Source organism: Acidovorax sp., assembly GCF_046294525.1.
Taxonomy (GTDB): domain Bacteria; phylum Pseudomonadota; class Gammaproteobacteria; order Burkholderiales; family Burkholderiaceae_C; genus Acidovorax.
This window is the reverse complement of sequence record NZ_JBKBKQ010000010.1, coordinates 20310-43861: the sequence shown is the minus strand read 5'-3', so window position 1 is coordinate 43861 and position 23552 is coordinate 20310. Positions and strand designations below refer to the sequence as shown.

20 protein-coding genes and 1 pseudogene are annotated in these 23552 nt (G+C 66.7%); 8 read left to right on the top strand and 13 right to left on the bottom strand.

All coding sequences use genetic code 11. The features are described from left to right. Positions 1–17 precede the first annotated feature (17 nt). The 6 genes from ACK4HJ_RS11340 to ACK4HJ_RS11315 all read right to left on the bottom strand — a co-directional run bounded on the left by ACK4HJ_RS11340 (position 18) and on the right by ACK4HJ_RS11315 (position 6023). Entirely contained in the window at positions 18–779 is a 762-nt protein-coding gene (locus tag ACK4HJ_RS11340; RefSeq protein ID WP_409831268.1) for an ABC transporter ATP-binding protein, read from the bottom strand. Beyond that, complete coding sequence (locus tag ACK4HJ_RS11335; protein ID WP_409831265.1) at positions 776–1531, bottom strand: ABC transporter ATP-binding protein; 756 nt, start codon at positions 1529–1531, stop codon at positions 776–778. Before ACK4HJ_RS11335 ends, ACK4HJ_RS11340 begins: the two co-directional genes overlap by 4 nt. Positions 1532–1577: 46 nt before the next feature. Beyond that, on the bottom strand, positions 1578–2849 hold the full coding sequence (locus ACK4HJ_RS11330; RefSeq protein WP_409831262.1) for a branched-chain amino acid ABC transporter permease: 1272 nt from the start codon (positions 2847–2849) through the stop codon (positions 1578–1580). A gap of 9 nt (positions 2850–2858) precedes the next feature. Continuing rightward, entirely contained in the window at positions 2859–3800 is a 942-nt protein-coding gene (locus ACK4HJ_RS11325) for a branched-chain amino acid ABC transporter permease (RefSeq protein ID WP_409831260.1), read from the bottom strand. A gap of 131 nt (positions 3801–3931) precedes the next feature. Beyond that, complete coding sequence (locus tag ACK4HJ_RS11320) at positions 3932–5179, bottom strand: branched-chain amino acid ABC transporter substrate-binding protein (RefSeq protein ID WP_409831257.1); 1248 nt, start codon at positions 5177–5179, stop codon at positions 3932–3934. Between the two features lie 55 nt (positions 5180–5234). Next, positions 5235–6023, bottom strand: coding sequence for an SDR family oxidoreductase (locus tag ACK4HJ_RS11315; protein WP_409831254.1), 789 nt, complete (start codon positions 6021–6023; stop codon positions 5235–5237). Positions 6024–6266: 243 nt separating this feature from the next. On the opposite strand from ACK4HJ_RS11315, the gene ACK4HJ_RS11310 reads away from it, so the two are divergent. Then, positions 6267–8279, top strand: coding sequence for a helix-turn-helix domain-containing protein (locus tag ACK4HJ_RS11310; RefSeq protein ID WP_409831252.1), 2013 nt, complete (start codon positions 6267–6269; stop codon positions 8277–8279). Between the two features lie 97 nt (positions 8280–8376). Here the strand turns inward: ACK4HJ_RS11310 and ACK4HJ_RS11305 are convergent. Further along, positions 8377–9281 (bottom strand): annotated as a pseudogene (locus tag ACK4HJ_RS11305) (LysR family transcriptional regulator). A 58-nt stretch (positions 9282–9339) separates the two neighbouring features. Between ACK4HJ_RS11305 and mdlC the strand changes: the two are divergent. The 4 genes from mdlC to ACK4HJ_RS11285 all read left to right on the top strand — a co-directional run bounded on the left by mdlC (position 9340) and on the right by ACK4HJ_RS11285 (position 12989). After that, positions 9340–10953 (top strand): benzoylformate decarboxylase, encoded by a 1614-nt coding sequence (gene mdlC, locus ACK4HJ_RS11300; protein ID WP_409831525.1) that lies wholly within the window; start codon positions 9340–9342, stop codon positions 10951–10953. Positions 10954–11032: 79 nt separating this feature from the next. Further along, complete coding sequence (locus tag ACK4HJ_RS11295) at positions 11033–12034, top strand: Bug family tripartite tricarboxylate transporter substrate binding protein (RefSeq protein WP_409831250.1); 1002 nt, start codon at positions 11033–11035, stop codon at positions 12032–12034. A gap of 77 nt (positions 12035–12111) precedes the next feature. Next, entirely contained in the window at positions 12112–12525 is a 414-nt protein-coding gene (gene rnk / locus ACK4HJ_RS11290; RefSeq protein WP_409831247.1) for a nucleoside diphosphate kinase regulator, read from the top strand. A gap of 71 nt (positions 12526–12596) precedes the next feature. Continuing rightward, positions 12597–12989 carry a hypothetical protein gene (locus tag ACK4HJ_RS11285; protein WP_409831245.1) on the top strand — a complete coding sequence of 131 codons (393 nt, stop codon included), beginning with the start codon at positions 12597–12599 and terminating at the stop codon, positions 12987–12989. A 23-nt stretch (positions 12990–13012) separates the two neighbouring features. Here ACK4HJ_RS11285 and ACK4HJ_RS11280 read toward each other — a convergent pair whose 3' ends face one another. Further along, positions 13013–14182, bottom strand: coding sequence for an acyltransferase family protein (locus tag ACK4HJ_RS11280; RefSeq protein ID WP_409831244.1), 1170 nt, complete (start codon positions 14180–14182; stop codon positions 13013–13015). 211 nt (positions 14183–14393) lie between these two features. Between ACK4HJ_RS11280 and ACK4HJ_RS11275 the strand changes: the two genes are divergently transcribed. Genes ACK4HJ_RS11275 through ACK4HJ_RS11265 form a run of 3 tightly spaced genes read left to right on the top strand, consistent with a single transcriptional unit; the run spans position 14394 to position 17408 of the window. Next, the gene (locus ACK4HJ_RS11275; protein WP_409831241.1) at positions 14394–14975 is read left to right on the top strand and encodes a GbsR/MarR family transcriptional regulator; all 582 of its coding nucleotides are present in this window, start codon (positions 14394–14396) and stop codon (positions 14973–14975) included. A 4-nt stretch (positions 14976–14979) separates the two neighbouring features. Next, positions 14980–16377: a cytochrome ubiquinol oxidase subunit I gene (locus tag ACK4HJ_RS11270; protein ID WP_409831239.1), complete on the top strand. Its 1398-nt coding sequence runs from the start codon at positions 14980–14982 to the stop codon at positions 16375–16377. A gap of 23 nt (positions 16378–16400) precedes the next feature. Next, positions 16401–17408 carry a cytochrome d ubiquinol oxidase subunit II gene (locus ACK4HJ_RS11265; protein ID WP_409831236.1) on the top strand — a complete coding sequence of 336 codons (1008 nt, stop codon included), beginning with the start codon at positions 16401–16403 and terminating at the stop codon, positions 17406–17408. A gap of 49 nt (positions 17409–17457) precedes the next feature. On the opposite strand, the gene ACK4HJ_RS11260 is transcribed toward ACK4HJ_RS11265, so the two are convergent. From ACK4HJ_RS11260 to ACK4HJ_RS11240, 5 genes are all read right to left on the bottom strand, one after another. Continuing rightward, positions 17458–18588, bottom strand: a complete 1131-nt coding sequence (locus tag ACK4HJ_RS11260) for an ABC transporter substrate-binding protein (RefSeq protein ID WP_409831234.1) — start codon at positions 18586–18588, stop codon at positions 17458–17460. A 307-nt stretch (positions 18589–18895) separates the two neighbouring features. Beyond that, positions 18896–19849, bottom strand: a complete 954-nt coding sequence (locus tag ACK4HJ_RS11255; RefSeq protein ID WP_409831231.1) for an NAD(P)H-dependent flavin oxidoreductase — start codon at positions 19847–19849, stop codon at positions 18896–18898. A gap of 132 nt (positions 19850–19981) precedes the next feature. Further along, a complete protein-coding gene (locus tag ACK4HJ_RS11250) occupies positions 19982–21772 on the bottom strand; it encodes an acyl-CoA dehydrogenase (protein ID WP_409831228.1) in 1791 nt (596 codons plus the stop codon). A gap of 77 nt (positions 21773–21849) precedes the next feature. Continuing rightward, positions 21850–22782, bottom strand: coding sequence for an electron transfer flavoprotein subunit alpha/FixB family protein (locus ACK4HJ_RS11245; RefSeq protein ID WP_409831225.1), 933 nt, complete (start codon positions 22780–22782; stop codon positions 21850–21852). Between the two features lies 1 nt (position 22783). Next, a complete protein-coding gene (locus tag ACK4HJ_RS11240) occupies positions 22784–23533 on the bottom strand; it encodes an electron transfer flavoprotein subunit beta/FixA family protein (RefSeq protein ID WP_409831222.1) in 750 nt (249 codons plus the stop codon). Positions 23534–23552: the final 19 nt, after the last annotated feature.

Genomic DNA, 23552 nt, shown 5'->3' with positions numbered 1-23552 from the left:
TTTGCACGCAGGGCCAGTCACACCGCCAGCCAATCGGCCAGCAGTTGCTCATCGGCCAACAGGGCCTCGGGCGTGCCCTCGAACACGATGCGTCCGTGCCCCATCACGCAGACGCGGGTGGACACCTTGAGCGCAATGGCGAGCTTTTGCTCCACCAGCACCACCGAGACCCCGCGGCGATGCATGTCTCGGATGCACTCGCCCACGGCCGCCACGATCTTGGGCGCCAGGCCCTCGGTGGGCTCGTCGATCAGCAGCACCAGCGGATTGCCCAGCAGCGACCGGCAGATGGTGAGCATTTGCTGCTCGCCACCCGACAGGCTGCCCGCCTTGGTGTTGCGCCGCTCTTTCAGGCGCGGAAAGTAGTCGAACATCTGCTCGGTGGTCCAGCGCACCGCGCCGGGCACGGATGACTGCTCGCCCATGCGCAGGTTTTCGTCCACGGTGAGGTTGGTGAACACCTCTCGCTCCTCGGGCACATAGGCCAGCCCGGCGCGGCAGATGGTGTAGGGCCGATGGCCTGTCAGCGCCCGCCCCTGCAGGTGCACGCTGCCGCCGGTGGGGGGCACCAGGCCCATGAGGGCCTTCATGGTGGTGGACCGGCCCGAGCCGTTGCGCCCTAGCAGGCTGACGACTTCGCCCTGCTTCACGTCAAATGTGACACCGTGCAGGATGTGGCTCTTGCCGTAGTGGGCATGCAGCTGGTCGACCTGCAGCAGCGGGCCGGACGGGTCTTGTGCGCTGGCTTCGCGGGGGCTGGCGATGGCGTGGGGGCTCATACGGCCACCTCCTCACCCAGATAGGCTTCTTTGACGGCCGCGTTCTCGCGGATCTCGTCCGGCGTGCCCGAGGCAATCACCTGGCCATAGACCAGCACGCTGATGCGGTCGCTGATGGAGAACACGACCTGCATGTCGTGCTCCACGATGAACAAGGCCCGTCCGCGGGTGACCTCGCAGATCAGCTCGGCGGTATAGGCGGTTTCTTCGTTGGACATGCCGGCCATGGGCTCGTCCAGCAAGATGGCCTGCGGATCGCTGGCCAGCGTCATGGCGATCTCCAGCGACCGCTGCTCGGAATACGAAAGCTCGGCCGCCATCATGGGTGCCTTGGCCTGCAGGCGCACCAGCTCCAGCAGCCGCTCGGTCTGCTCGCGCACGCGGGGCGCACTGTCGATGAAGCGCCAGAAGGTGTATTGCAGGCCGTGCGAGCGCATGACGGCCAGGCGCAGGTTCTCGAACACCGTGAGCTTGGGGAAGATGTTCGTGATCTGAAACGAACGCGCCAACCCCTGGCGGTTGATGGCCTGGGGCGACTGGCCGTCGATGCGCTGTCCGTTGAACACAATCTCGCCCGCCGTGGGCTGGAGGTTGCCCGAGATGAGGTGGAACACGGTGGATTTGCCCGCGCCATTGGGGCCGATGAGCGCGTGGCGCTCTTCGCGGCGCAGGTCCAGGTCCACGCCGCGGATGATGTCAGTGGGGCCAAACGACTTGCGCAGGCCCTGGAGGGTGAGGATGGATTCGGTCATGCGGATCTCTGTCGTGCGGTACGCGTTGTGCGGGTGGAATAGACCGTCATGGTGCATGCGGCGCATCGGTCTGGGCGGACGGCTGGTCCAGCAGCCCCTGCAGTCGCTGCCGCGCGATGCGGGCCAGCGCCAGACCCACGCCCAGCAGCACCAGCGGTACGGCCCATGTCAGCCACGCGCCCGGCGCCCAGTCCACCCCATACAGAGGAACTGGCGGCCATGCGGTGCTGCTGTCTGCACCCAGCAAGGCGCGGTAGTCGCGCGAGAACAGACGCCGGAGCATCTCCACCACAAAGGCCGTGCCCGCCGCCAGCAGCACCGAGGCTGCCACGAAGCTGGCCGCCATCGGCAGCAGCCGCAGCGCTCCAAAGCGGCGCCACAGTACGGCCGTTCCGCTGAACAGGCCCGCCAGCCCCTGGGGCATGAACATCATCACCACCACGAACAAGATGCCCTGGTACAGCAGCCACGACTGCGTAAGGTCGGACACGGCATAGCCGAAGAAGGTCATCAGCGCTGCGCCCAGCGCGGGGCCCAGGAAGGTGCCCACGCCGCCGATGTAGGTGTTGAGCACAGCCGCCGCCGACAGAGTGCTTTCGAACAGCACGTAGTTGGCGGCTTCGTTGCTGATGACCTGCAGGCCACCCGCGATGCCGGAGAACATGGCCGACACGGTGAACACCAGCACGCTGAGCCTGTGCACGTCGTACCCCAGGAAAGCCAGGCGGTGGCGGTTCTCGCGCAGGCCCAGCGCCAGGCGGCCCACAGGGGTGCGGGTGTAAAGGTACAGCAGTACCAGCGAGGCCAGCACCCAAGCGAGCGTAAGGTAGTACACCTCGGCGGTGGAGCCGAAGCTCAAGCCCATGGAAGGCATGCGCATGCTCGAGACTCCCGCTTCGCCGCCAAACACACTTTTGATGTGCGGGGCGATGGAGTGCAGCAGCTCGGCGATGGCCAGCGTGATCATCGCGAAGTACGTGCCCGTGCGCTGGGTGGAGAACCAGCCGGCGATCACGCCCACCAATAAGCCGCCCAGCGCACCTGCCAGGGGCAGCAGCGGCGTGGGCACGATGCCCGCACCGCCTACCGCGTTCATGGCGTGCACGGTTGCAAATGCCCCCACCCCGAAGTAGGCCGCGTGTCCAAAGGACAGCATGCCGGCCTGCCCACACACCACGTTAAACGCCGAGGCGAACAACGCGGCAATGAGCATCTGGATGGCCGCGTTAAGCAGGCCCGTGGACAGCAGCCACGGCAGGCCCGCCAGAATGGCAGCGCCCAGGCACAGGGTACCGATCGGAAGAATGCGTGGATTCATGGTGTTACCTCAGGCCTTCTCGCCCATCAAGCCCGAAGGCCGGATCAGCAGCACCAGCAGCATGAGCGCAAAGGGCAAGGTGGCCGCCAGGCTGGACAGCTTGAGCGTGAGCAGCCCGCCCACGCCCTCGGCCCAGGCCCGCGCGCCAAATACCGCCAACAGGTCGGCCAGGCTCGCGTCCACCGCCACGGCCAGTGAGGTGATGACCCCGATGAGCAGCGAGGCGAGCATGGCGCCCTCCAGCGAACCGAGCCCGCCGACCACCACCACCACGAACACCATCACCCCCAGCTCCAGCGCCATGTTGGGGTTGGTGGTGTAGAACGCGCCGGCTACCGCGCCGGCCAGTCCGGCCAGCGCAGCGCCCACGCCGAACACGCCCATGAATACCAGCGGCACGTTGTGGCCCAGCGCCTCGGCCATGTGCGGCTTGTAGATGGCCGACCGCACCACGATGCCCACGCGGGTGCGGGTAAGCAGCAGGTAGATGACCACGAACATGGCCACCGCCACCGCCCCCATGAAGACGCGATAGGCCGGGTAGCTGGCAGCGCCGATGGTGAACGCCGAAAAGTCCAGGCCTGCAGGAATGCGGTAGTTGACGGGAAAATTGCCGAAGAAGAGCTTGATCAGCTCGGCAATGATGAACGACAGGCCGAAGGTGAGCAGCAGCTCATGCGCATGGCCGTAGTGGTGTACGCGGCGCAGAAAGAACTTCTCGACCACCACGCCCACCAGGCCCACCAGCACGGTGGACACCACCAGCGCCGGCGCAAAGCCCAGCACATCGGTCAGGCTGTAGGCGAAGTACGCGCCCAGCATGTAGAACGAGGCGTGCGCGAAGTTGAGCACGCCCATCATCCCGAAGATGAGCGTGAGGCCCGCTGAAACCATGAACAGCAGCAGGCCGTAGATGGTTCCGTTGAGCAACGAAACGATGAGGGTGTCCATACGGGGGGTGTGGCAAACAGGGATGGGAAGGCCCGGGCTGGCCACGGCAGGCGTGGGGCCAAAGGCATCAGGGGGCAAGCGCCCCAAAACCGGGGCGGCCTGCGGGGGTGAAACGTCAGCGCGTCACGGCATCACGAGGGGCGCTGCATCTTGCAGCTCGCCTGCGCGGGCGTGGCGGCTTCCTGGGCGGTGAGCAGCTTCACCGGCTTGAAGCCCATGTCGGTGTTGTCGACCTTGAACTTTGCGTCCTTGGACACCGTGGACACCACGATAGGCAGCAGGGCCTGGTGGTCTTCGGCGCGCATGCTGATCTCGCCGATGGGGGTGGTGATCTTGGCGGTTTCCAACGCGCGCGCAAAGGCGTTCACATTGAACTTGCCGCCTTCGGGCTTCACGCGGGCCAGGGCGTCGCCCACCATCATCAGGCCGAACACAGTCTGCGGGTCGGTGGCCACGGGCGCACTGCCGGTCTTGGTGCGGTAGTCGTTGACGAACTTCTCGCCCTCGGCACCACCTGCCTCGGCGTTGAACGTGTGCGCGATGAAGTGGCCCACCGCCAAGTCTCCAGCGTTGGCGATGTTGCCGGGCTGGTCGAGGAAGATGGTGCCGAACCGGGTCTTGAGGCCTGCGGCTCGCGTGGCCTTCATGAGCAGCAGCAGGTCGTTGGACCAGTTGCCGGTGATCACCGTGTCGGCCTTCGCGGCGCCAATCTTGGCTACGTAGGGCGCGAAGTCCTGGATGCGGTTGACATCGTGCAAGGTCTTCTCGACCACCTGGTAGCCGCCCGCGGCCGCGTTGTCCACCGTGGCCTGCTCCATGTCCTGCCCCCACGAGTAGTTCTGGTTGATGGCGTAGACACGCGTTCCCAGCGTGCCCGCTCCTTTCATGGCCTGCACCAGCGCCTTGGTGCGCACCTGGGCATTGCCGCTGAAGCGGAAGTGGTGGAAGTGGCACTTTTCGCCGGTCAGCTCCAGCGCCTCGGCGCCCACGTTGATGTAGACGATCTCCTTGCCGGGGTTTCGCAGGTTGTGCTTGCGCACATCTTCGGTCAGCTGCCCGCCCACGGCCGACGAGGCGCCCTGCACGATGAGATGCACGCCGTCGGAGATGGCGGTTTTGAGCTTGTCGGCCGCGCCAGTGGGGCCACCCTGGTTGTCGTACTCCACCAGCTGCACGGGCTGGCCGTTCCACCCGCCCTGGGCGTTGATGCGGTCCACCGCATAACGCGCCGCCGTGCGGTACATCAGGCCCGAAGCCGCCTGCGGGCCCGAGAGGGTTTCGATCACGCCGATCTTGACGGCCTGGGCCTGTGCTGCGCCACTGAATGCCGCGCAGACGGCCGCGACAGCGGTGGCACCGAGGGTGGGGATCATCTTCATACAGTCTCCTTTTGTTGATTTGGGTCGTACCGGCAGATGCACCGGCAATGGTGCGTCACAGGTACTCGAGATTCCCGTCCACGCTGATCGCCTGGCCGGTGATGTTGCGGGCCGCGGGCGCGCTCAGGAACAGCGCCATGGCGGCCACGTCCTCGGGCGTCACCATGCGGCGCAGCGAAATCTTTTGAAGGTATTGCGCGCGCATGGCCTCGGCGCTGACGCCGGTGGTGGCGGCGCGGGCGGCGATCACGCTGCTCATGCGTTCGCCTTCCACCGTGCCCGGCAGGATCGCGTTGACCCGCACCCCGGCGGGGCCCAGCTCAATCGCCAGCGACTTCATGAGCCCCACCACCCCCCACTTGGTGGACGCATACGGCGTGCGGTAGGCATAGCCAAGCCGCCCCGCCACGGAGCTCATGGCAATGATCGAAGGGCTGTGCACCGACTGGCGCAGCAGCGGCACCGCATGCCGCGCGAAGAGGAACTGGCTGCTGAGGTTCACATCCACGGTACGCTGCCACTGGCTGGCGCTGATGTCGTCGATGGACCCCGTGGGGCCTGCAATGCCCGCGTTGTTGACCAGCACATCCAGCCCGCCGCTGGCACGCACATCCTCCAACACCAGGCCCACGTCGCGCTCCACCGAAGCATCGGCCACGGTGGCGGTGACTCCCGGCAGGGCCTGGGTCAGCCGGTCGATGGCACCACGGTCGATGTCGCAGATGTGCACGCTGGCCCCCGCCTCGCTGAAGGCGCGGGCAATGGCAGCGCCGATGCCGCTGGCCCCGGCGGTCACCAGCACGCGCAGGCCGGGCGGCGGTGCCAAGGAATTCAAGATGCTCATAAATGTGGAAGACCGGTGGGTTGCGGGGCCGTCGCCGGAGGAGCGACCATGGCCCACACTGTCTCCGAGCACGGCGTTGACATCTATGTGGCCGGCACACACAGCCAACCCCCGCCAGGTGTGCGCCGGCAACTCCGTACAAACCCGAATTCGCTGCGTAAAACTGGCACACACGCGGCCAGAAAGCCCCACACTGCGGGGCTTTGTGTGATGGCCCCAAAGGGCCCTGAGGAGGACGCTCGCATGAGGCACGCACCAGACGATGGGACAGCTGCAGCATCTGCAGTGGCTGCAGCAACCAACGCCGCGGATGCGGCTGCCACCGACCGCATTGCCGAATCGCTCATCGAACTGCTGCACAGAGCGGGGCCTGCCGAGGAACTGGCGGCCCGCCTGGCGCAGGTCGAAGCCCTGCCCGACAGCCTGCCCCGCAAGAGCGACCTGCTGGAACTGGTGCGGATGGCCATGGCCGTGCGCAACCGGCTGGAGGTGCAGCACCAGCGCGAGAGCGGCATGCTGGCCGTGATCGAATCCGCGCGCGACCTCTCCAGCCGCCTGGACCTGCCCGAGCTGCTGCGCACCGTGGTTTCGCGCGCCCGCAGGCTGCTGGGATCGCAGGTCGCGTGGCTGTCGGCCTATGACGCGGGGCTGGACGCGTTCCACGTGCTCACGGCCGACGGCGCCTTGGCGCGCGGCACCGGCGATATGCTGGCCGGGCGCGAACTGGGCATCGTGAGCGTGGTGGTGCAAACCCGCCTGCCCTTCACCACGGCGGACTACCTGCACGACACACGCTTCCCGCACGATCCGAAGCTGGATGTCACCTTCCGTGAGGAAGGCATTGCCGCCGTGGCGGGCGTGCCGCTGCTGTGGGAGGACGAGGTGATCGGGCTGCTGTTCGTGGCGGACCGCTACCACCGCACGCACACGGCGCACAACATCTCGATCCTGAGCACGCTGGCCACCCACGCCGCGGTGGCCATCAAGAACGCCATGGCGTTTGAAGAGACCCAGGCGGCGCTGCGCAGTGCGGAGGCCGCGCACGCACAGATGGAGCGGCACGCGCAGAGCGTGCAGGCCGCCGCCGAGGCCCATGACCAGATGACCACGCTGCTGGCCAAGGGGGCCACGCTGGCGTCCATCTGCCAGGCGGTGGCCGAGATCATGGCCGCAGAGGTGCTGGTGCTGGACGAGGTCGGCCAGGTGATGGGGCGCGGCACGGCCAGCGGCTATGCGGGCCAAGGCGGCGCAGCCTACCACCCGCACGGCGCGCACAGCGAAGCCCTGGCCCGCGCGCTGGGCGAAAGCCGGCGCATCGGCCGCTCGGTGGTGGCATATGAAGCCGCGGGCGAGACCTGCCGCCTTAATGCGGTGATCGGCGGCAACGATGTGCTGGGCGCCTTGCTGCTGTTTCGCGCCGAGGCGTTGGACGGCGTGGCTGTGCGCACTTTTGAGCGCTGCGCCAGCATCGTGGGCATCGTGCTGCTGTCGCGCGAACGCGCAGAGGCCTCACAAAGCCGCGACCTCTCCAGCCTGCTGCGCGGCCTGCTGGCCCCGCGCCAGGACGACCTGCACCTGCTGAGCGACCGTGCGGACCGCTTCGGGGTGGACCTCACGCGCCCCACCACCCTGCTGCTGCTGGAGACACGCACGCCCGAGTCGGGCTACCTGGTGCGGCGGCTGCGCTCCGCACCGCTGCTGCCCCAGGCGCTGTTCGATGACATCGACGGCGTGCTGACCATCCTGTGCGCCACCACGCGCGCTGAAGAGGTGCGCCGAGCCATCGACGCCGCGGCACGGCAGCATGGCGGCACCGAGTATGTGGGCGTGCTGTCCCGGCCCATCGCGCAGCCGTCGGAGATCCCGGCCATCCACGCATCGCTGCGCCGCGCGCTGCCGGTGGCGGCGCGCGTCGGCATGCGCGGCGCCATCGTGGGCCAGAACGAACTGGCGCTGTACTCCACACTGTTTGAAACGCACGACCAGGCCAGCCTGCGCGCGTACCTGCACAGCACCATTGGCGCCCTTACCACGTACGACGCCAAGCGGGGGACGGACCTGGTGGCCACCCTGCTCGCGTACTTCGACTGCAACCAGAACGCGAAGGCCGCCGCCGAGCGGCTGGGCATTCACGTGAATACCATGCGGCAGCGGCTGGCCACGGCCGAGGGCCTGGTGGGGCACTGGGGCAATGCGCTGCGCGCGCTGGAGGTGCAGGTGGCCCTCCGTCTGTGGGTGCTGAGCGGCGCTGCATGAGCCGGATTTCAAGCGTTTTCCGGCCCTAGCGCTTGCTGGATAAGCGCTGGTAGCTATCAATTTGGATGCACTGGAGATTCACCCAAACGCGGCTGTGCTACCGCGGCTCCCGGAACAGTACCTCGATCAGGCCGCGCAACCACTGGTTGCCGGGGTCGCTTTCAAACCGGCGACTCCAGTGCAGCGACACCGTGAAATCGCGCAGGGGCAGCGCGGGTTCGATGATGGTGTAGCCACCATCGGCGGCAAACGTGCGGGCGATATTGCGCGGCATGACCACGGCCAGGTCGGTGCCCCGCACGATGGCGGGCAGCGCCATGAAGTGCTCGGCGGTGAGGCGGATGCGGTCCTGCAGCTGCTGCATCTCCAGGATGCGCGGGTGTCGGAATGCGTGCGCACGGCTACATATTCCAGCTGCCGCAGGGCGCCGAGCAGCGCCGCGCCGGTGCGCCTGCGTGCGGCAAACGGATGGCCTGCACGCAGCAGCACCACGTAGCGGTCCTGCAGGAGCTGCATGCGCTGGGTGTCTTTCACGGTGGGCAAAAAACCGAAGGCGAAGTCGATGGCCCCGCTGTCCAGCCGCTGGGGGATTTCGCTGCGCGGCACGGGCAACGTCTCCAGCCGCACGCCGGGCGCCTCGCGCCGCAGGGCCCCCATCAGGTCGGGCAGGAATCGGCCTTCGCCGATGTCGCTCATGTGAATGCGGAACACCTTGTGCGAGTGCAGCGGCTCGAACTGGGCGGATTCGTTGAGTGCCTCTTCCAGCAGACCCAGGGCGTTGCGCACGGCGCTGGCCAGCCGGTCCGCCTTGGGCGTGGGCTGCACGCCCCCGCCTGCGCGCACGAACAGCGGGTCTTTGAGCAGCAGGCGCAGCCGCGTGAGGGCCTGGCTGGCGGCGGGCTGGGTCAGGTCCAGCAGATCGGCGGCGCGGCTCACATTGCGCGTGCGGTACACGGCATCGAACAGGCGAAGCAGGTTGAGGTCGATGTCCTTGATATGCACTGAATGAATACCGCTTAGTCGATTCATTGTATTGATGGATGAAGCGCCAGCTTCGAAGATGTGGGGGATGTCTTCACCTGCACCCCTCCCCTCCCTTCCCACCGTGCGCGAAGCCGTGCTGGACCTGCTGCGCGGCTTCGGCATTCGCACCATCTTTGGCAATCCCGGTTCCACCGAGCTGCCGCTGTTCCTCGACTTTCCTGCGGACTTCCGCTACATCCTCGGCCTGCAGGAATCGGTAGTGGTGGGCATGGCCGATGGCTATGCCCAGGCCACGCACAACGCGGCCTTTGTGAACCTGCACTCGGCCGCGGGCGTGGGGCATGCGATGGGCAACATCTTCACAGCGCACAAGAACCGCACGCCCATGGTCATCACGGCGGGGCAGCAGGCGCGCTCCATCCTGCCGTTCGACCCCTTCCTGTTCTCGGGCCAGGCCACCGAGCTGCCCAAGCCGTACGTGAAGTGGAGCATCGAGCCCGCGCGCGCAGAAGACGTGCCGCTGGCCATCGCCCGTGCCTACTACGTCGCCATGCAGCAGCCGCAGGGGCCGGTGCTGGTATCCATTCCCGCGGACGACTGGGACAAGCCCTGCGAGCCCGTGCAGGCCCGCACGGTGAGCACAACCTCGCGCCCCGAGCCCCGCGTGCTGCAGGCCATGGGCGACGCGCTGGATGCCGCCGAGCGCCCCGTGTTCGTGGTGGGCGCCGCCGTGGACCGCGACCGCGCGTGGGACGAGGTCGTGGCCCTGGCCGAGCGGCACAACGCCGCCGTGTGGATCGCCCCCATGTCCGGCCGCTGCGGGTTTCCACAGGACCACCGCCTGTTTGCGGGCGTGCTGCCGGCGATGCGCGAGAAGATCGTGGCGCTGCTTGGCGGGCACGACCTGGTGTTTGCGCTGGGCGCCGCGGCCTTCACCTACCACGTGGAAGGCTTTGGTCCCCACGTGCCGCGCGGTGCGCAGCTGATTCAGTTGATCGACGACCCGGGCACGGCTGCCTGGACACCCGAAGGCACCTCGGCGGTGGGCAGCATCCGCCTGGGCGTGCAGGACCTGCTGGCGCGGCCCGCCCCCGCAGCACGCGCCCTGCCCCCGCGCCGCGCCGCACGGCCAAGGGCCGAGCCCGCTGCACCCGGCGCACTGATGAGCGTGCCCTACGTGATGCAGACCCTTGCCGAGGTGCGCGATGCTGCCTCCATCGTGGTGGAGGAAGCGCCCAGCTCCCGCGCCGCCATGCACGCCTACCTGCCCATCCTGCAGAGCGAAACCTTCTACACCATGTGCAGCGGCGGCCTGGGCTATGGCCTGCCCGCGGCCGTGGGCGTGGCGCTGGCACGGCCGGGGAGCAAGGTCATCGGCCTGATTGGCGACGGCTCGGCCATGTACTCCATCCAGGCGCTGTGGAGCGCGGCGCAACTGCATTTGCCCATCACCTTCATCGTGCTCAAGAACCGCCGCTACGCGGCGTTGCAGGAGTTCGCGCCCACGTTCGGCTTCCACGAAGGCGACAAGCTGGAGGGCACCGATCTGCCGGACCTGGACTTTCTGGCCCTCGCGCGCGGCCAAGGCTGCGAAGCCCTGCGCGTGAGCGATGCATCGCAACTGCACCAGGCGCTGCGCGATGCGTTGGCGCACCCGCGCGCCATGCTGGTGGAGGTGGATGTGGCCTGACCGCCCCTCATCGCTTCCCCCGGATTCATTCATCACCAGACCCGGGCTACCCGGGCACCCTCGACCAAGAGACAAGACCATGCAAGCTCTCACCCCGCCGGGCCGCGCACGCCGCCTGTTCAGCGCCGCTGCCTTGGCCGCCGCAGCCAGCACCGCGCTGCTGCCCGCCACCGCCACCGCAGACACCTGGCCCAGCAAGCCCATCAAGGTGGTGGTGAACTTCCCGGCCGGGGGCGCGGCCGACCAGATTGCGCGCGCCGTCACGCAGCCGCTTCAGGCGGCGCTGGGCCAGCCCGTGGTGGTGGAGAACCGGGGCGGTGCGGGCGGCAACATCGGCGGCGAGGCGGTGGCGAAATCGCCCGCGGACGGCTACACGCTGCTGATGAGCTCGGGCGGCATGGTGTCGGTCAACCCGCACCTGTATCCGAAGATGGCGTTCGACCCCGCCAAGGACCTGGTGCCGGTGGCCGCCGCCGCGCGCGTGCTGGTGTTCCTGGAGGTGCGGCCGTCGCTGCCCGTCAACAGCATCCAGGAGTTCCTGGCCTACCTCAAGGCCCACCCCGGCAAGCTGACCTTTGGCACGCCAGGCAACGGCAGCTCGCCACACTTGGCGGCCGAAATGCTCAAGGCCCAGGCCAACGTGTTTGCGGTGCACGTGCCCTACCGCGGGGCCGCCCCGGCCATGCAGGACCTGCTGGGCGGGCAGGTGGACTTCATGTTCGATCCCGGCATCGGGCTGCAGCACGTGAAGGCGGGCAAGCTCAAGCTGCTGGCGGTGGGAAGTTCCAAGCGCTCCCCCTTGTTCCCCGATGTGCCCACGCTGGATGAGGTGGGGCTCAAGGGTTTTGATGCAGACACGCTTTTCGGCTTTTATGCGCCCGCAGGCACGCCCGCAGACATCGTGGCGCGGCTGAACCGCGAGATCAACAAGGCGCTGGGCACGCAGGCCGTGCAGGACCGCATTGCGGCGCTGGGCGGCATCCCGGCACCCATGTCGCCGGCTGAATTCAACAGCCGCGCCGCCACCGACAGCGCCCGCTTCGGGGCCCTCATCAAGGCACGGAATATCACCAGCGATTGACCGCGCGCGGCAGTGCGAGATTCGCGATGGACTACAGTCCCGCGCTTTGCCAACCCACCACCACCCGAGGTACTGCCATGGCGCGCAAGCCCCCCATCACCCTGTCGTCGCTCGACGTTGACCGTATCGAGGCCCTGCTGGCCGCCATTCCGGCCAGTGTCTTCCCCGGCAAGGCGGACTTGCAGGCAGAGCTGGACCGGGCGGACGTGGTGGCGCCCGAAGACATCCCGCCCCACGTGGTGACCATGAACTCCACCGTGCAGTTCTCCATCATCGAGACCGGCAAGGAGTTTTGCCTGACCCTGGTGTACCCGCGCGACGCGGACGGCACTGCCGACCGCATCTCCATTTTTGCGCCCGTGGGCAGTGCGTTGCTGGGCCTGTCGGTGGGCGACGAGCTGGCCTGGCCGGGCCCGGGGGGCAAGGCCATGACGGTGCGGGTGAAAGACATCCTGTACCAACCGGAAAGCGCGGGCGAACTGCACCGTTGAGAAAGCGCCGGGCGTGCTCGCCCAACGGTACTTGGCGATGGCGGGGCGATGCTGGGACAATGCCAGCCGCCATGACCACACCCCTGCCCGCTGAAACCGCCGCTGACTCAGCCGCCCCTCCCGAGGCGTTTGACCCGGACTCCACCACCGCTTTCCAGGCCCGCATGGAGCGCGCACCCGAGTGGTTCTGCTCCTTCCTCGCCGGCAACAGCCGCGAGAAGAGCCGCCTCAAGCGCGAGATGGCCACCATGAAGGGATCGGTGGTGTGGCTGGTGCAGCAGCGCCGCCAGGGCACCTGGGACGCCGCAGAACGCGCCCACCTGCGCGACGTGATGCGCTCAGCATCGTCCGTCAGCCCCTACCTGTTCATCTGGGTGATTCCGGGCTCTATGCTGCTGCTGCCGTTTCTGGCTTGGTTCCTGGACAAGCAGCGCAAGCGGCGCGAGCGCCGGGCCGGCAATTAGCAGCAGGACTAAGAGGCGACGGTTCAAGCCCAGTTGTTGGACAGGGCCACCAGCAATCCCGTGCCCACCAGCCCGGCCTGCCAGCGCAACGCCGTGGACCACGAGGGCACATGCCGCTCCACCCTTAGGTACAGCCAGCGCCCCGCAGCCAGCGACAGCCCAAAGGCCAGGAGCATGCCCAGCGCATTGACGGCCGCAGAAGTGGGCCAGAGCGTGCCCACCACGGCGTTGACCAGCAGGCACACGGCAAAGTGCACCAGAAACACCGAGTACGACATCTGGCCGACCCGTGCGAGCCTTGCGCCCAGCCGCTGCAACGCCACAGTGACGCGACCTGTCCACGGCGCTGACCGCCCCTCTGCGGACTGGCTGCTTCGGCCACGGCGCATCACCAGCACCAGGCACAGCGCGGTGACCACGGCCACCGCGATGCGGCCGCGAAAGTCCAGCACCAGCGCAGCGCCACCCATCAACACCATGGCAGCCACCCAGGCATGGGCCCGCGGCGCCTGCACGGCCCAATAGGCCAGTATGCCCAGACCATAGGCGCCAAAAAAGTACAGCGCCCACATGTCCAGCCCAGCCATGCGGTTGAAAAACCACAGCGACGCGGCTGCGCCCGCCACGATCAACCCACGCGCCAGCGCCGCCCGGTGGTGCTGCGCCCACGGCCCCGGCAACGCCCGAACGGCCGCCCACACCAGCACGCTCAGGCTGAACAACTGGAAATCGACGGCCACGTACCACACCCCGGCCGACAGCGCATCTTCGCCCACCAGGTCCTGCAGCAGCAGTGCATTGGCCACCAGTTGACCGAGGGTGGGCGCTTCGGGCACCGAGGGGTGGTCCATCCAGGTGCGCACCAGAGCGGACACCACCACCGTGACCACCAGTGCCACGGCATAAGGCACGACCAGCCGCACAAACCGCTTGGCGATGGCGTTGCCCGCATGGTCGAACCGGGCCACGCCCTGTGGCGCCAGGCTGGCGGCCGCCAGGTAACCGCCCACCACCAGAAACACCTGCACGGCCATGCGCCCGTAGTCATACAAAAACGCCATCAGCGCGGGAGCCAGCGGCTGGGCGATGTCGGACATGGGCCCATAAAACGCCAGGTGGTGCCAGACGATGGTGATGCAGGCCAGCCCCTTGACGATGTCGATCAGCGGCGAGCGTGAGGAGTTGGCAGACATGCGGGTCACCAGAAATACATCGCGGAAGAAGAAATGAAACAGGCAGAGGCCGGGCGCAAAACCCTCGATTGTCGCCGTGCAGGACCGCGCGCAGCGGCCCGCACGCGTCGCCAAGGCGCCACACCCCACCCCTTGGACGTCCCTACCCAAAGTGCTGAATTTTCAGTAATTACTGAAAATTCAAGAAAACGGGCGCAAGATCCAGCGCCATATGACTTCCATCAATCCGCTGCCTCCGCTCAATCGCCAGTTCGTGGCCCACTTCGGCGAGATGGGCAGCCGCTGGGGCATCAACCGCACCGTGGGGCAGATCTATGCGCTCATCTTCCTGTCGCCCCGGCCGCTGAATGCGGACGAGATCTCAGAGACGCTGGAGTTCTCGCGCTCCAACGTGAGCATGGGGCTCAAGGAACTGCAGGCCTGGCGCCTGGTCAAGCTGAGCCACCAAGCTGGCGACCGACGTGAATACTTTGAGGCGCCCAAGGACGTATGGGAGATCTTCCGCGTGCTGGCCGAGGAGCGCCGCCGCCGCGAGATTGAGCCCACCTTGTCGATGCTGCGCATGGCCCTGCTCGAAGAGCCCGGCTCCGACGCAGAGCGCCACGCGCAGGAGCGCATGCGCGAGATGCACGAACTCATCGACCGCCTGATGACCTGGTTCGACGACGTGCAGCGCCTCGCGCCCGAGACGGCTCTTCAGCTCATGGGCATGGGCACGGCGGTGACGCGCGTGCTGGAGTTCAAGGACAAGCTCACCGGCAAGGGCGCGTCCGCCAGAAACAAAGGAGCCTGACGCCATGGACACCTTCATGCTTTCGCGCATCCAGTTCGCGGCCAACATCAGCTTTCACATCCTGTTCCCCACCATCACGATCGCGCTGTGCTGGTTTCTGGTGTTCTTCCGTATGCGCCACACGGCCGCACGCGGCACGCCGGCGGCGCTGGGCTGGGAGCAGGCCTACTACCTTTGGACCAAGGTATTTGCGCTGACCTTCGCGCTGGGTGTGGTGTCGGGCATCACCATGAGCTTTCAGTTCGGCACCAACTGGCCGGGCTTCATGGAGCATGTGGGCAACATCGCCGGGCCGCTGTTGGGGTACGAGGTGCTCACGGCGTTCTTCCTGGAGGCCACCTTCCTGGGCATCATGCTGTTCGGCCGGGGGCGCGTGTCCGACCGGGTGCATCTGGTGGCCACGCTGATGGTGGCGCTGGGCACCACGTTGTCTGCGTTCTGGATATTGAGCCTGAACTCGTGGATGCAGACGCCCGCCGGCTACAAGATCATCGACGGCAAATTCCACGCGGTGGACTGGCTGGCAATCGTGTTCAACCCGTCCTTCCCCTACCGCCTGGGCCACAAGCTGCTGGCGTCCGCCCTCACGGCCGGTTTTCTCATCGCAGGCGTAAGCGCCTGGCAGCTCATCCGCGGAACGGCCAACGACGGCACACGCAAGGCGCTGCGCACCGCAGTGACCGCCGTCGCGCTGGCGATACCGCTGCAGATCTTCATGGGCGACCTGCACGGCCTGAACACGCTGCAGCACCAGCCCGCCAAGATTGCCGCCATCGAAGGCATCTGGCACACCGAAAAGGGCGCGCCGCTCACGCTGTTCGGCCTGCCCAACGAGAAGGAAGGCCGCACGGACTACGCCGTGCAGATTCCCAAGGCCGCCAGTCTCATCCTGGCGCACGACATCAACGCCGAGCTGAAGGGTCTGAACGAGTTTGTCGGCACCCACCCTCCGGTCGCTCCGGTGTTCTGGGGGTTTCGAGTGATGGTGGGCATGGGCATGCTCATGCTGGCCGTGGCGTGGGCCAGTGCCTGGGTGTTGTACCGCCGCCGCGCGCACGGCGTGGCCACGCTGCCGCGTGCGCTGCTGTTCACGCTGGTTGGCATGACGTTTTCCGGCTGGGTGGCTACGCTGGCGGGTTGGTATGTGACGGAAATCGGCCGCCAGCCCTACCTCGTCTACGGGCTGTTCAAGACCGCCGACGCCGTGGCGGACCATGCGCCGGGCATGGTGGCCACCACGCTGGCGGGCTACCTCACGGTCTATGTGCTGCTGCTGTTGGCCTATGTTGGCGTGATCAAGCACATGGCGGAGCACCCCACGATGCCCGTGCCCGCCGTGCCGCCGCCTTCACCCCAACCGCTGACCCAGCCAGCGGCAACACACGCGCCGGCCCCGCGCTGAGCCGTTGACCCGAGGAGCAAACCATGGACTTCAACCTGTCACACGCTCTCCCCTTGGTCTTTATGGCCGTCATGGGACTGGCACTCTTGGCCTATGTGATCCTGGACGGCTATGACCTGGGCGTGGGCATCCTGCTGCCTTTCGCCACCGATGCAGAAAAGGACGTGATGGTGTCCAGCATCGGCCCCTTCTGGGACGCCAACGAAACCTGGCTGGTGCTGGGCGTGGGCGTGCTGTTGGTCTGCTTCCCCATGGCACACGGCATCGTGCTGACCGCCCTGTACCTGCCGGTGGCCGTGATGCTGCTGGGGCTGACCCTGCGCGGCGTGGCGTTCGACTTTCGCGTGAAGGCGCGCGATGCGCACAAGGCCACCTGGAACCGGCTGTTTGCCGGAGGCTCGCTGCTGACCACGCTGGCGCAGGGTTGGATGCTGGGCGCCTACGTGACCGGTTTTCAGAACGACGCCTGGGGACTGCTGTTCTCTGCGGGCATCGCTCTTACGTTGCCCGCGGCCTACGCCATGCTGGGCGTAGGCTGGCTGCTGATGAAGACCGATGGCGAGCTGCAACGCAAGGCGGCCCGCTGGGGCCAGGGCGTGCTGTGGCCCATGGGGTTTGCGCTGGTGGGCATCTCGCTGGCCACGCCCCTGGTCAGCCCCACCGTGTTTGCCAAATGGTTCGTGCTGCCGCAGCTGTTTGCGCTGCTGCCCATTCCGCTTGCCTGCGTGGCGGCGTTCTTCGCCATTCGCCACGTGCTGTCCACGCAGCGCGTGGTCGCAGCCGGCTACGGCTGGGTGGTGTTTGCGGCCACCGTGGTGATTTTTGTGCTGGCATTTTTTGGCCTGGCCTACAGCCTGTACCCCTACATCGTGGTGGACCGCCTCACCGTGTGGCAGGCGGCCAGCGCCCCGGAGTCGCTGGTGGTCATCGGCATCGGCGTTGCCATCACGCTACCCGCGATCATCGTCTACACCATCTTTATGTACAGGGTGTTCTGGGGCAAGGCGCGCGAGTTGACGTATGGGTTGTAAGAGCCGGCAGCGTCCCCTTGGGCAACCGCGCGCATCCACTCGGACGGGCTCAATACCGCAGGCTTCCCTCCGCATCCACGATCGCCAGTTCCACATAGGTTGAGCCGTTGTGGCTCTTGGGCGAGTACTTCACGCTGAAGCGTCCGAAGGAAATTTCGCCCGCGTCTTCCATCGCCTTGATGAACGACTCGGTCGTCAGGTTGCGCCCGGCGCGGCGCAGGCCCTCTACCAGCAGGCGCGCATGCACAAACCCCTCGAACTGTGACGCAGACGGTTGCGCGTTGGGTGACTTGGCACGCAGCAGGCTGAGGTACTCGGCCACCACGGGGATCGTGGTGTTGCGCAGCGAAGGCATGATCTGCGCGAGGATGATGCCGCGCGCCTTGTCCTTGAGTTCGCGGTTGATCACGTCCAGGCTGGCCACCGAGAAGCCGTAGTAAGCAGGCCGCGCGCTGGTGGCCTGCACGGCCTTGATGTAGTGCGTGAACGTGGCACCCGCCGTGGCCACGATGACGGCCTGGGGCTGTGCCTTTTCGGTGGCAGCTGCGGCGGCGGCAAAGTCGGGCTGCTTGGGGTCCACCTTGATTTCGGCCACGAAGGGCAGCTTTTCGTCCTCCGACGCCTTCTTCAGCTCGGCCGCCAGGGTCTTGCCCAGGCCGTCGTCCTGGTAGAACACCGCCACGCGGCTGATACCCTGCTGCCGCATCTGCGAGACGATCTTGCTGGCCTCGCTGGCATAGCCCGCGCGCACGTGGAACACATAGGGGTTCAGCGTTTCGCGGAAGGCCGATGCGCCCGTCACCGGGCCGAAGAGCAGCGTGCGGTGCTCCTTGATCAGCGGCAGGATGGCGCCGGTCTGCGCCGTGCCCGTGCTGTGGTAGATCATGAAGACCTTGTCGGACTCCAGCAGCTGTCGGGTGTTCTCCACCGCCTTCTGCACGTCAAAGCCATCGTCCAGCGTGGTGTAGCGGATCATGCGGCCGTGCACGCCGCCCTGGGCATTCACCGCATCGAACATGAGCCTAGAGCCTTCTCCGTACTGCACCGTCTGCGGGCCCAGCGGGCCCGACAACACGGCCGATGCGCCGAGCCGTATCTCGTCGGCCGTTACCCCTTCGTTGCGCGCCTGGGCGCCTGTGCCCATACCCAGGGCCAGCAACAACACAAAAAAACGGAACATGGTGTCTCCTCCTTCCCCTTTGCGTGGCCGGGCTCACTTGCCCTGGGTCAGGCCGGCATCGGCGCGGATATTGGTTATTTGTCATCACCATTATCGGTGCCGTCGCGCAGCCTGTTTATGGGGTTTGCCCTTGCGGGCCTGGCATGCTCCCGCACGAGACGCACCGCAATGCAAATGCCCGCCCTGCGCGTACAGGGCGGGCGATGCGATCTGACGGTTTGGGATGCGACGAGGGCGAGACCCGGAAAAGCCGTGCGCCGAGGCAGGCTGCCGCATTGCCGGCGGCGGAGCCCTCAGTCGCGCGCGGTCACAGCTTGAGTCGTGAGCGCGCCGCTTCGTATTCGCAGCGCAGGCGGGTCACCAGCTCGGCGGTGCTGGTCACGGCAGTGATGGCGCCAATGCCCTGGCCGCAGCCCCAGATGTCCTTCCAGGCCTTTTTGGCGTCGCCGCCAAAGTTCATCTTGCTGGGGTCGGACTCGGGCAGGTTGTCCGGGTCCATGCCCGCCGCGCGAATCGAAGGCGCGAGGTAGTTGCCGTGCACGCCCGTGAACAGGTTGCTGTAGACGATGTCGTCGGAGGTGCCGTCCACGATGGCTTGCTTGTACGCGTCGCTCGCGCGCGCCTCGTGCGTGGCGATGAAGGCCGAGCCGATATAGCCGAAGTCCGCCCCCATGGCCTGGGCCGCCAGCACGGCGCCGCCGCTGGCGATGGAGCCGCTGAGCGCCACGGGGCCGTCGAACCACTGGCGGATTTCCTGGATCAGCGCAAACGGGCTCTTCACGCCCGCATGGCCGCCCGCGCCCGCTGCCACGGCGATCAGGCCGTCCGCGCCTTTTTCAATCGCCTTGTGCGCGAACTTGTTGTTGATGATGTCGTGCAACACGATGCCGCCCCAGGCATGCACAGCCTGGTTCACATCCTCGCGGGCGCCCAGGCTGGTGATGATGATCGGCACCTTGTACTTGGCGCACACCTGCATGTCGTGCTCCAGCCGGTCGTTGCTCTTGTGCACGATCTGGTTGATGGCAAAGGGCGCTGCGGGCTTGTCGGGGTTCGCCTTGTTGTAGGCGGCCAAGGTTTCGGTGATTTCGGCCAGCCATTCGTCCAGCAGTTCGGCGGGGCGGGCGTTGAGCGCGGGCATGGAGCCCACCACACCGGCCTTGCACTGCTCGATCACGAGCTTGGGGTTGCTGATGATGAACAGCGGCGAGCCGATGACAGGCAGCGACAGGTTTTGCAACGCGGGAGGCAGTTTGGACATGGCAACAACTTCCAGGACAGAATTTTTGATGAAATCAGCCTCTGGCGCTTATCCAGCAAGCGCTAGCAGCTATCATTTTTATATCAACAAGCCCCACATGGCGGGGCTGTCTCCTCACAGCGCGGATACGCCTCAGAAGGCGTCCAGTGCCAGCTCGGTCACGCTGGCCGCGCCTTCCACGATGCTGTCGCGCAAGCCCGGGGCCTTCACCAGGATGTGCTCGGCGTAGAACTGGGCCGTGGTGATTTTTGCGCGCATGAAGGCAGCGTCCTGTCCCTTTTGCAACAGCTCCTGCGCCACCAGCAGGCTGCGGGCCAGCTGCCAGCCGGCCACCACGTTGCCCGCAAGCATCAGGTAGGGCACGCTGCCCGCGAACACGGCATTGGGCTGGGCCTTGGTGCCGCCCGCCACGAAGTCGATCACATCGAGCAGCGCCTTGCGCGCCGCGGCCAGGCGCTTGGCCACAGCCAGCGCGGCGGGCGTACCGCTGGCCGCCAGCTCGCTTTCGGTCTTCTCGATCTGCGCCGCAATGCCCTTGGCCACCTGGCCGCCATCGCGCGCCGTCTTGCGGCCCACCAGGTCGTTGGCCTGGATGGCGGTAGTGCCTTCGTAGATGGTGAGGATCTTGGCGTCGCGGTAGTACTGCGCGGCGCCGGTTTCTTCGATGAAGCCCATGCCGCCGTGCACCTGCACGCCCAGGCTCGTGACTTCCAGGCTCATCTCGGTGCTGTAGCCCTTGACCAGCGGCACCATGAATTCATAGAACGCCTGGTTCTGCTTGCGCGTGTCGGCGTCGGGGTGGTGGTGCGCAGCGTCGAACGCGGCGGCGGCCACGGTGGCCATGGCGCGGCAGCCTTCGGTGTAGGCACGCATGGTCATGAGCATGCGCTTCACATCGGGGTGGTGGATGATGGGCGCGCTGGCGGCGATGCTGCCATCCACCGGGCGGCTTTGCACGCGGTCTTTCGCATACTGCACGGCCTTCTGGTAGGCGCGCTCGGCAATCGCAATGCCCTGCATGCCCACGGCGTAGCGCGCGGCGTTCATCATGATGAACATGTATTCGAGGCCGCGGTTTTCCTCGCCCACCAGGTAGCCCACGGCACCGCCGTGGTCGCCGAACTGCAGCACGGCGGTGGGCGATGCCTTGATGCCCAGCTTGTGCTCGATGCTCACGCAGTGCGCGTCGTTGCGTGCACCCAGCGTGCCATCCTGGTTGACGAGGAACTTGGGCACCACGAACAGGCTGATGCCCTTCACACCCTCGGGCGCGCCCTGCACGCGGGCCAGCACCAGGTGCACGATGTTGGCGGCCATGTCGTGTTCGCCGTAGGTGATGAAGATCTTGGTGCCGAAGATCTTGTAGGTGCCGTCGGGCTGCGGCTCGGCGCGCGTGCGCACCAGGGCCAGGTCCGAGCCCGCCTGAGGCTCCGTGAGGTTCATGGTGCCGGTCCACTCGCCGGTCACCAGCTTTTCCAGGTACGTGGCCTTGAGCTCGTCGCTGCCGGCCGTGAGCAGCGCCTCGATGGCGCCATCGGTCAGCAGCGGGCACAGCGCAAAGCTCATGTTGGCGCTGTTGGTCATCTCGATGCAGGCCGCGCCGATGGTCTTGGGCAGGCCCTGGCCACCAAAGTGGGCCGGGTGCTGCAGGCCCTGCCAGCCGCCTTCGGCGTACTGGCGGAAGGCTTCCTTGAAGCCGGGGGTGGTGGTAACCACTCCGTCCTTCCAGCTCGACGGGTTCTTGTCGCCCTCGAAGTTGAGCGGAGCCAGCACGCCTTCGTTGAACTTGGCGCACTCTTCCAGCACGGCGGCGGCGGTGTCGAAGCCGGCGTCTTCAAAGCCGGGGATCTGCGCGATCTGTTCGATGTTGGCCAGGTGCTCGATGTCGAACAGCATGTCCTTGACGGGGGCGGTGTAGCTCATGGATGTCTCCGAGGAAGCGAGATTTCGTCAAAAAAAAGGCATCGCAAGCGATGCCTTTTGTGCGCACAACGGCGTGCTTACAGGGCCTTGACCAGTTCAGGCACAGCCGTGAACAGGTCGGCCTCCAGGCCATAGTCGGCCACGCTGAAGATCGGGGCTTCGGGGTCCTTGTTGATCGCCACGATCACCTTGGAGTCCTTCATGCCGGCCAAGTGCTGGATGGCGCCAGAGATGCCGGCGGCGATGTACAGCTGCGGCGCGACGATCTTGCCGGTCTGGCCCACTTGCAGGTCGTTCGGGGCGTAGCCCGCATCCACCGCAGCGCGGCTGGCGCCGATGGCAGCGCCCAGCTTGTCGGCCAGGGGGGTGATGACTTCGTCGAACTTTTCCTTGCTGCCCAGGGCCCGGCCGCCGGAGACGATGATCTTGGCGGCCGTCAGGTCGGGACGGTCGTTCTTGGCGATTTCGCTGCCCACGAACGTGCTCTTGCCGGCGTCGGCTGCTGCGGCGGCGGTTTCGACAGCAGCGGAACCACCGGTGGCGGCTGCCGCGTCAAAGCCCGTGGTGCGCACGGTGATGACCTTGGTGGCGTCGCTGCTTTGCACGGTGGCAATCGCGTTGCCTGCGTAGATCGGGCGCTCGAAGGTGTCGGCGCTCACCACCTTGGTGATGTCGCTGATCTGGGCCACGTCCAGCTTGGCGGCCACGCGGGGGGCCACGTTCTTGCCGCTGGCGGTGGCGGGGAACAGGATGTGGCTGTAGCCCGATGCGATGGCCAGCACTTGCGCAGCCACGTTTTCGGCCAGGCCGTGTTCGAGGCCAGGGGCATCAGCGTGGATGACCTTGGCAACACCGGCGATCTGGGCTGCGGCCTGGGCAGCGGCAGCGGCGTTGTGGCCGGCGACCAGCACGTGCACGTCCCCACCGCAGGCGGCAGCGGCCGTGACGGTGTTCAGGGTCGCGCCCTTGATGGATGCGTTGTCGTGTTCAGCAATAACGAGTACCGACATGTCAGATCACCTTCGCTTCGTTCTTGAGTTTCTCGACCAGGGCGGCGACGTCGGCCACCTTCACACCGGCACCGCGCTTGGCGGGCTCGCTCACCTTGAGGGTCTTCAGGCGCGGCGCCACGTCCACACCGAGGTCTTCGGGCTTGACGGTGTCCAGCTGCTTCTTCTTGGCCTTCATGATGTTGGGCAAGGTGACGTAGCGGGGCTCGTTCAGGCGCAGGTCGGTGGTGACCACGGCGGGCAGCGTGAGGGCCAGGGTCTCGGCTCCGCCGTCCACTTCGCGGGTCACGCTGACCTTGTCGGCCGCCAGTTCCACCTTGCTCGCAAAAGTGGCCTGGGGCAGATCAGCCAGCGCGGCGAGCATCTGGCCTGTCTGGTTCGCGTCGTCGTCGATGGCCTGCTTGCCCAGGATGATGAGCTGGGGCTGCTCCTTGTCGACCAGGGCCTTGAGCAGCTTGGCCACGGCCAGGGGCTGCAGTTCGACGTCGGTCTCGACCAGGATGGCCCGGTCGGCGCCAATGGCCATGGCCGTGCGCAGGGTTTCCTGGCACTGGGCCACGCCGCAGGACACAGCGATGACTTCGGTCACCAGGCCCTTCTCCTTCAGGCGCACGGCCTCTTCGACGGCGATTTCGTCAAAGGGGTTCATGCTCATCTTCACGTTGGCGATGTCCACACCCGTGTTGTCCGACTTCACGCGGACCTTCACGTTGTAGTCCACCACGCGCTTGACAGGGACCAAGACCTTCATTGCTGCGGCTCCTAGATAG

Coding starts and splice junctions, on each gene's coding strand:
- ACK4HJ_RS11295 (WP_409831250.1), top strand. CDS start 11,033: ATGCAAGCTCTCACCCCGCCGGGCCGCGCACGCCGCCTGTTCAGCGCC.
- ACK4HJ_RS11340 (WP_409831268.1), bottom strand. CDS start 779: ATGAGCCCCCACGCCATCGCCAGCCCCCGCGAAGCCAGCGCACAAGAC.
- ACK4HJ_RS11260 (WP_409831234.1), bottom strand. CDS start 18,588: ATGTTCCGTTTTTTTGTGTTGTTGCTGGCCCTGGGTATGGGCACAGGC.
- ACK4HJ_RS11315 (WP_409831254.1), bottom strand. CDS start 6,023: ATGAGCATCTTGAATTCCTTGGCACCGCCGCCCGGCCTGCGCGTGCTG.
- ACK4HJ_RS11285 (WP_409831245.1), top strand. CDS start 12,597: ATGACCACACCCCTGCCCGCTGAAACCGCCGCTGACTCAGCCGCCCCT.
- ACK4HJ_RS11325 (WP_409831260.1), bottom strand. CDS start 3,800: ATGGACACCCTCATCGTTTCGTTGCTCAACGGAACCATCTACGGCCTG.
- ACK4HJ_RS11270 (WP_409831239.1), top strand. CDS start 14,980: ATGGACACCTTCATGCTTTCGCGCATCCAGTTCGCGGCCAACATCAGC.
- ACK4HJ_RS11310 (WP_409831252.1), top strand. CDS start 6,267: ATGAGGCACGCACCAGACGATGGGACAGCTGCAGCATCTGCAGTGGCT.
- ACK4HJ_RS11335 (WP_409831265.1), bottom strand. CDS start 1,531: ATGACCGAATCCATCCTCACCCTCCAGGGCCTGCGCAAGTCGTTTGGC.
- ACK4HJ_RS11255 (WP_409831231.1), bottom strand. CDS start 19,849: ATGTCCAAACTGCCTCCCGCGTTGCAAAACCTGTCGCTGCCTGTCATC.
- ACK4HJ_RS11275 (WP_409831241.1), top strand. CDS start 14,394: ATGACTTCCATCAATCCGCTGCCTCCGCTCAATCGCCAGTTCGTGGCC.
- mdlC (WP_409831525.1), top strand. CDS start 9,340: ATGTGGGGGATGTCTTCACCTGCACCCCTCCCCTCCCTTCCCACCGTG.
- rnk (WP_409831247.1), top strand. CDS start 12,112: ATGGCGCGCAAGCCCCCCATCACCCTGTCGTCGCTCGACGTTGACCGT.
- ACK4HJ_RS11280 (WP_409831244.1), bottom strand. CDS start 14,182: ATGTCTGCCAACTCCTCACGCTCGCCGCTGATCGACATCGTCAAGGGG.
- ACK4HJ_RS11245 (WP_409831225.1), bottom strand. CDS start 22,782: ATGTCGGTACTCGTTATTGCTGAACACGACAACGCATCCATCAAGGGC.
- ACK4HJ_RS11250 (WP_409831228.1), bottom strand. CDS start 21,772: ATGAGCTACACCGCCCCCGTCAAGGACATGCTGTTCGACATCGAGCAC.
- ACK4HJ_RS11265 (WP_409831236.1), top strand. CDS start 16,401: ATGGACTTCAACCTGTCACACGCTCTCCCCTTGGTCTTTATGGCCGTC.
- ACK4HJ_RS11330 (WP_409831262.1), bottom strand. CDS start 2,849: ATGAATCCACGCATTCTTCCGATCGGTACCCTGTGCCTGGGCGCTGCC.
- ACK4HJ_RS11320 (WP_409831257.1), bottom strand. CDS start 5,179: ATGAAGATGATCCCCACCCTCGGTGCCACCGCTGTCGCGGCCGTCTGC.
- ACK4HJ_RS11240 (WP_409831222.1), bottom strand. CDS start 23,533: ATGAAGGTCTTGGTCCCTGTCAAGCGCGTGGTGGACTACAACGTGAAG.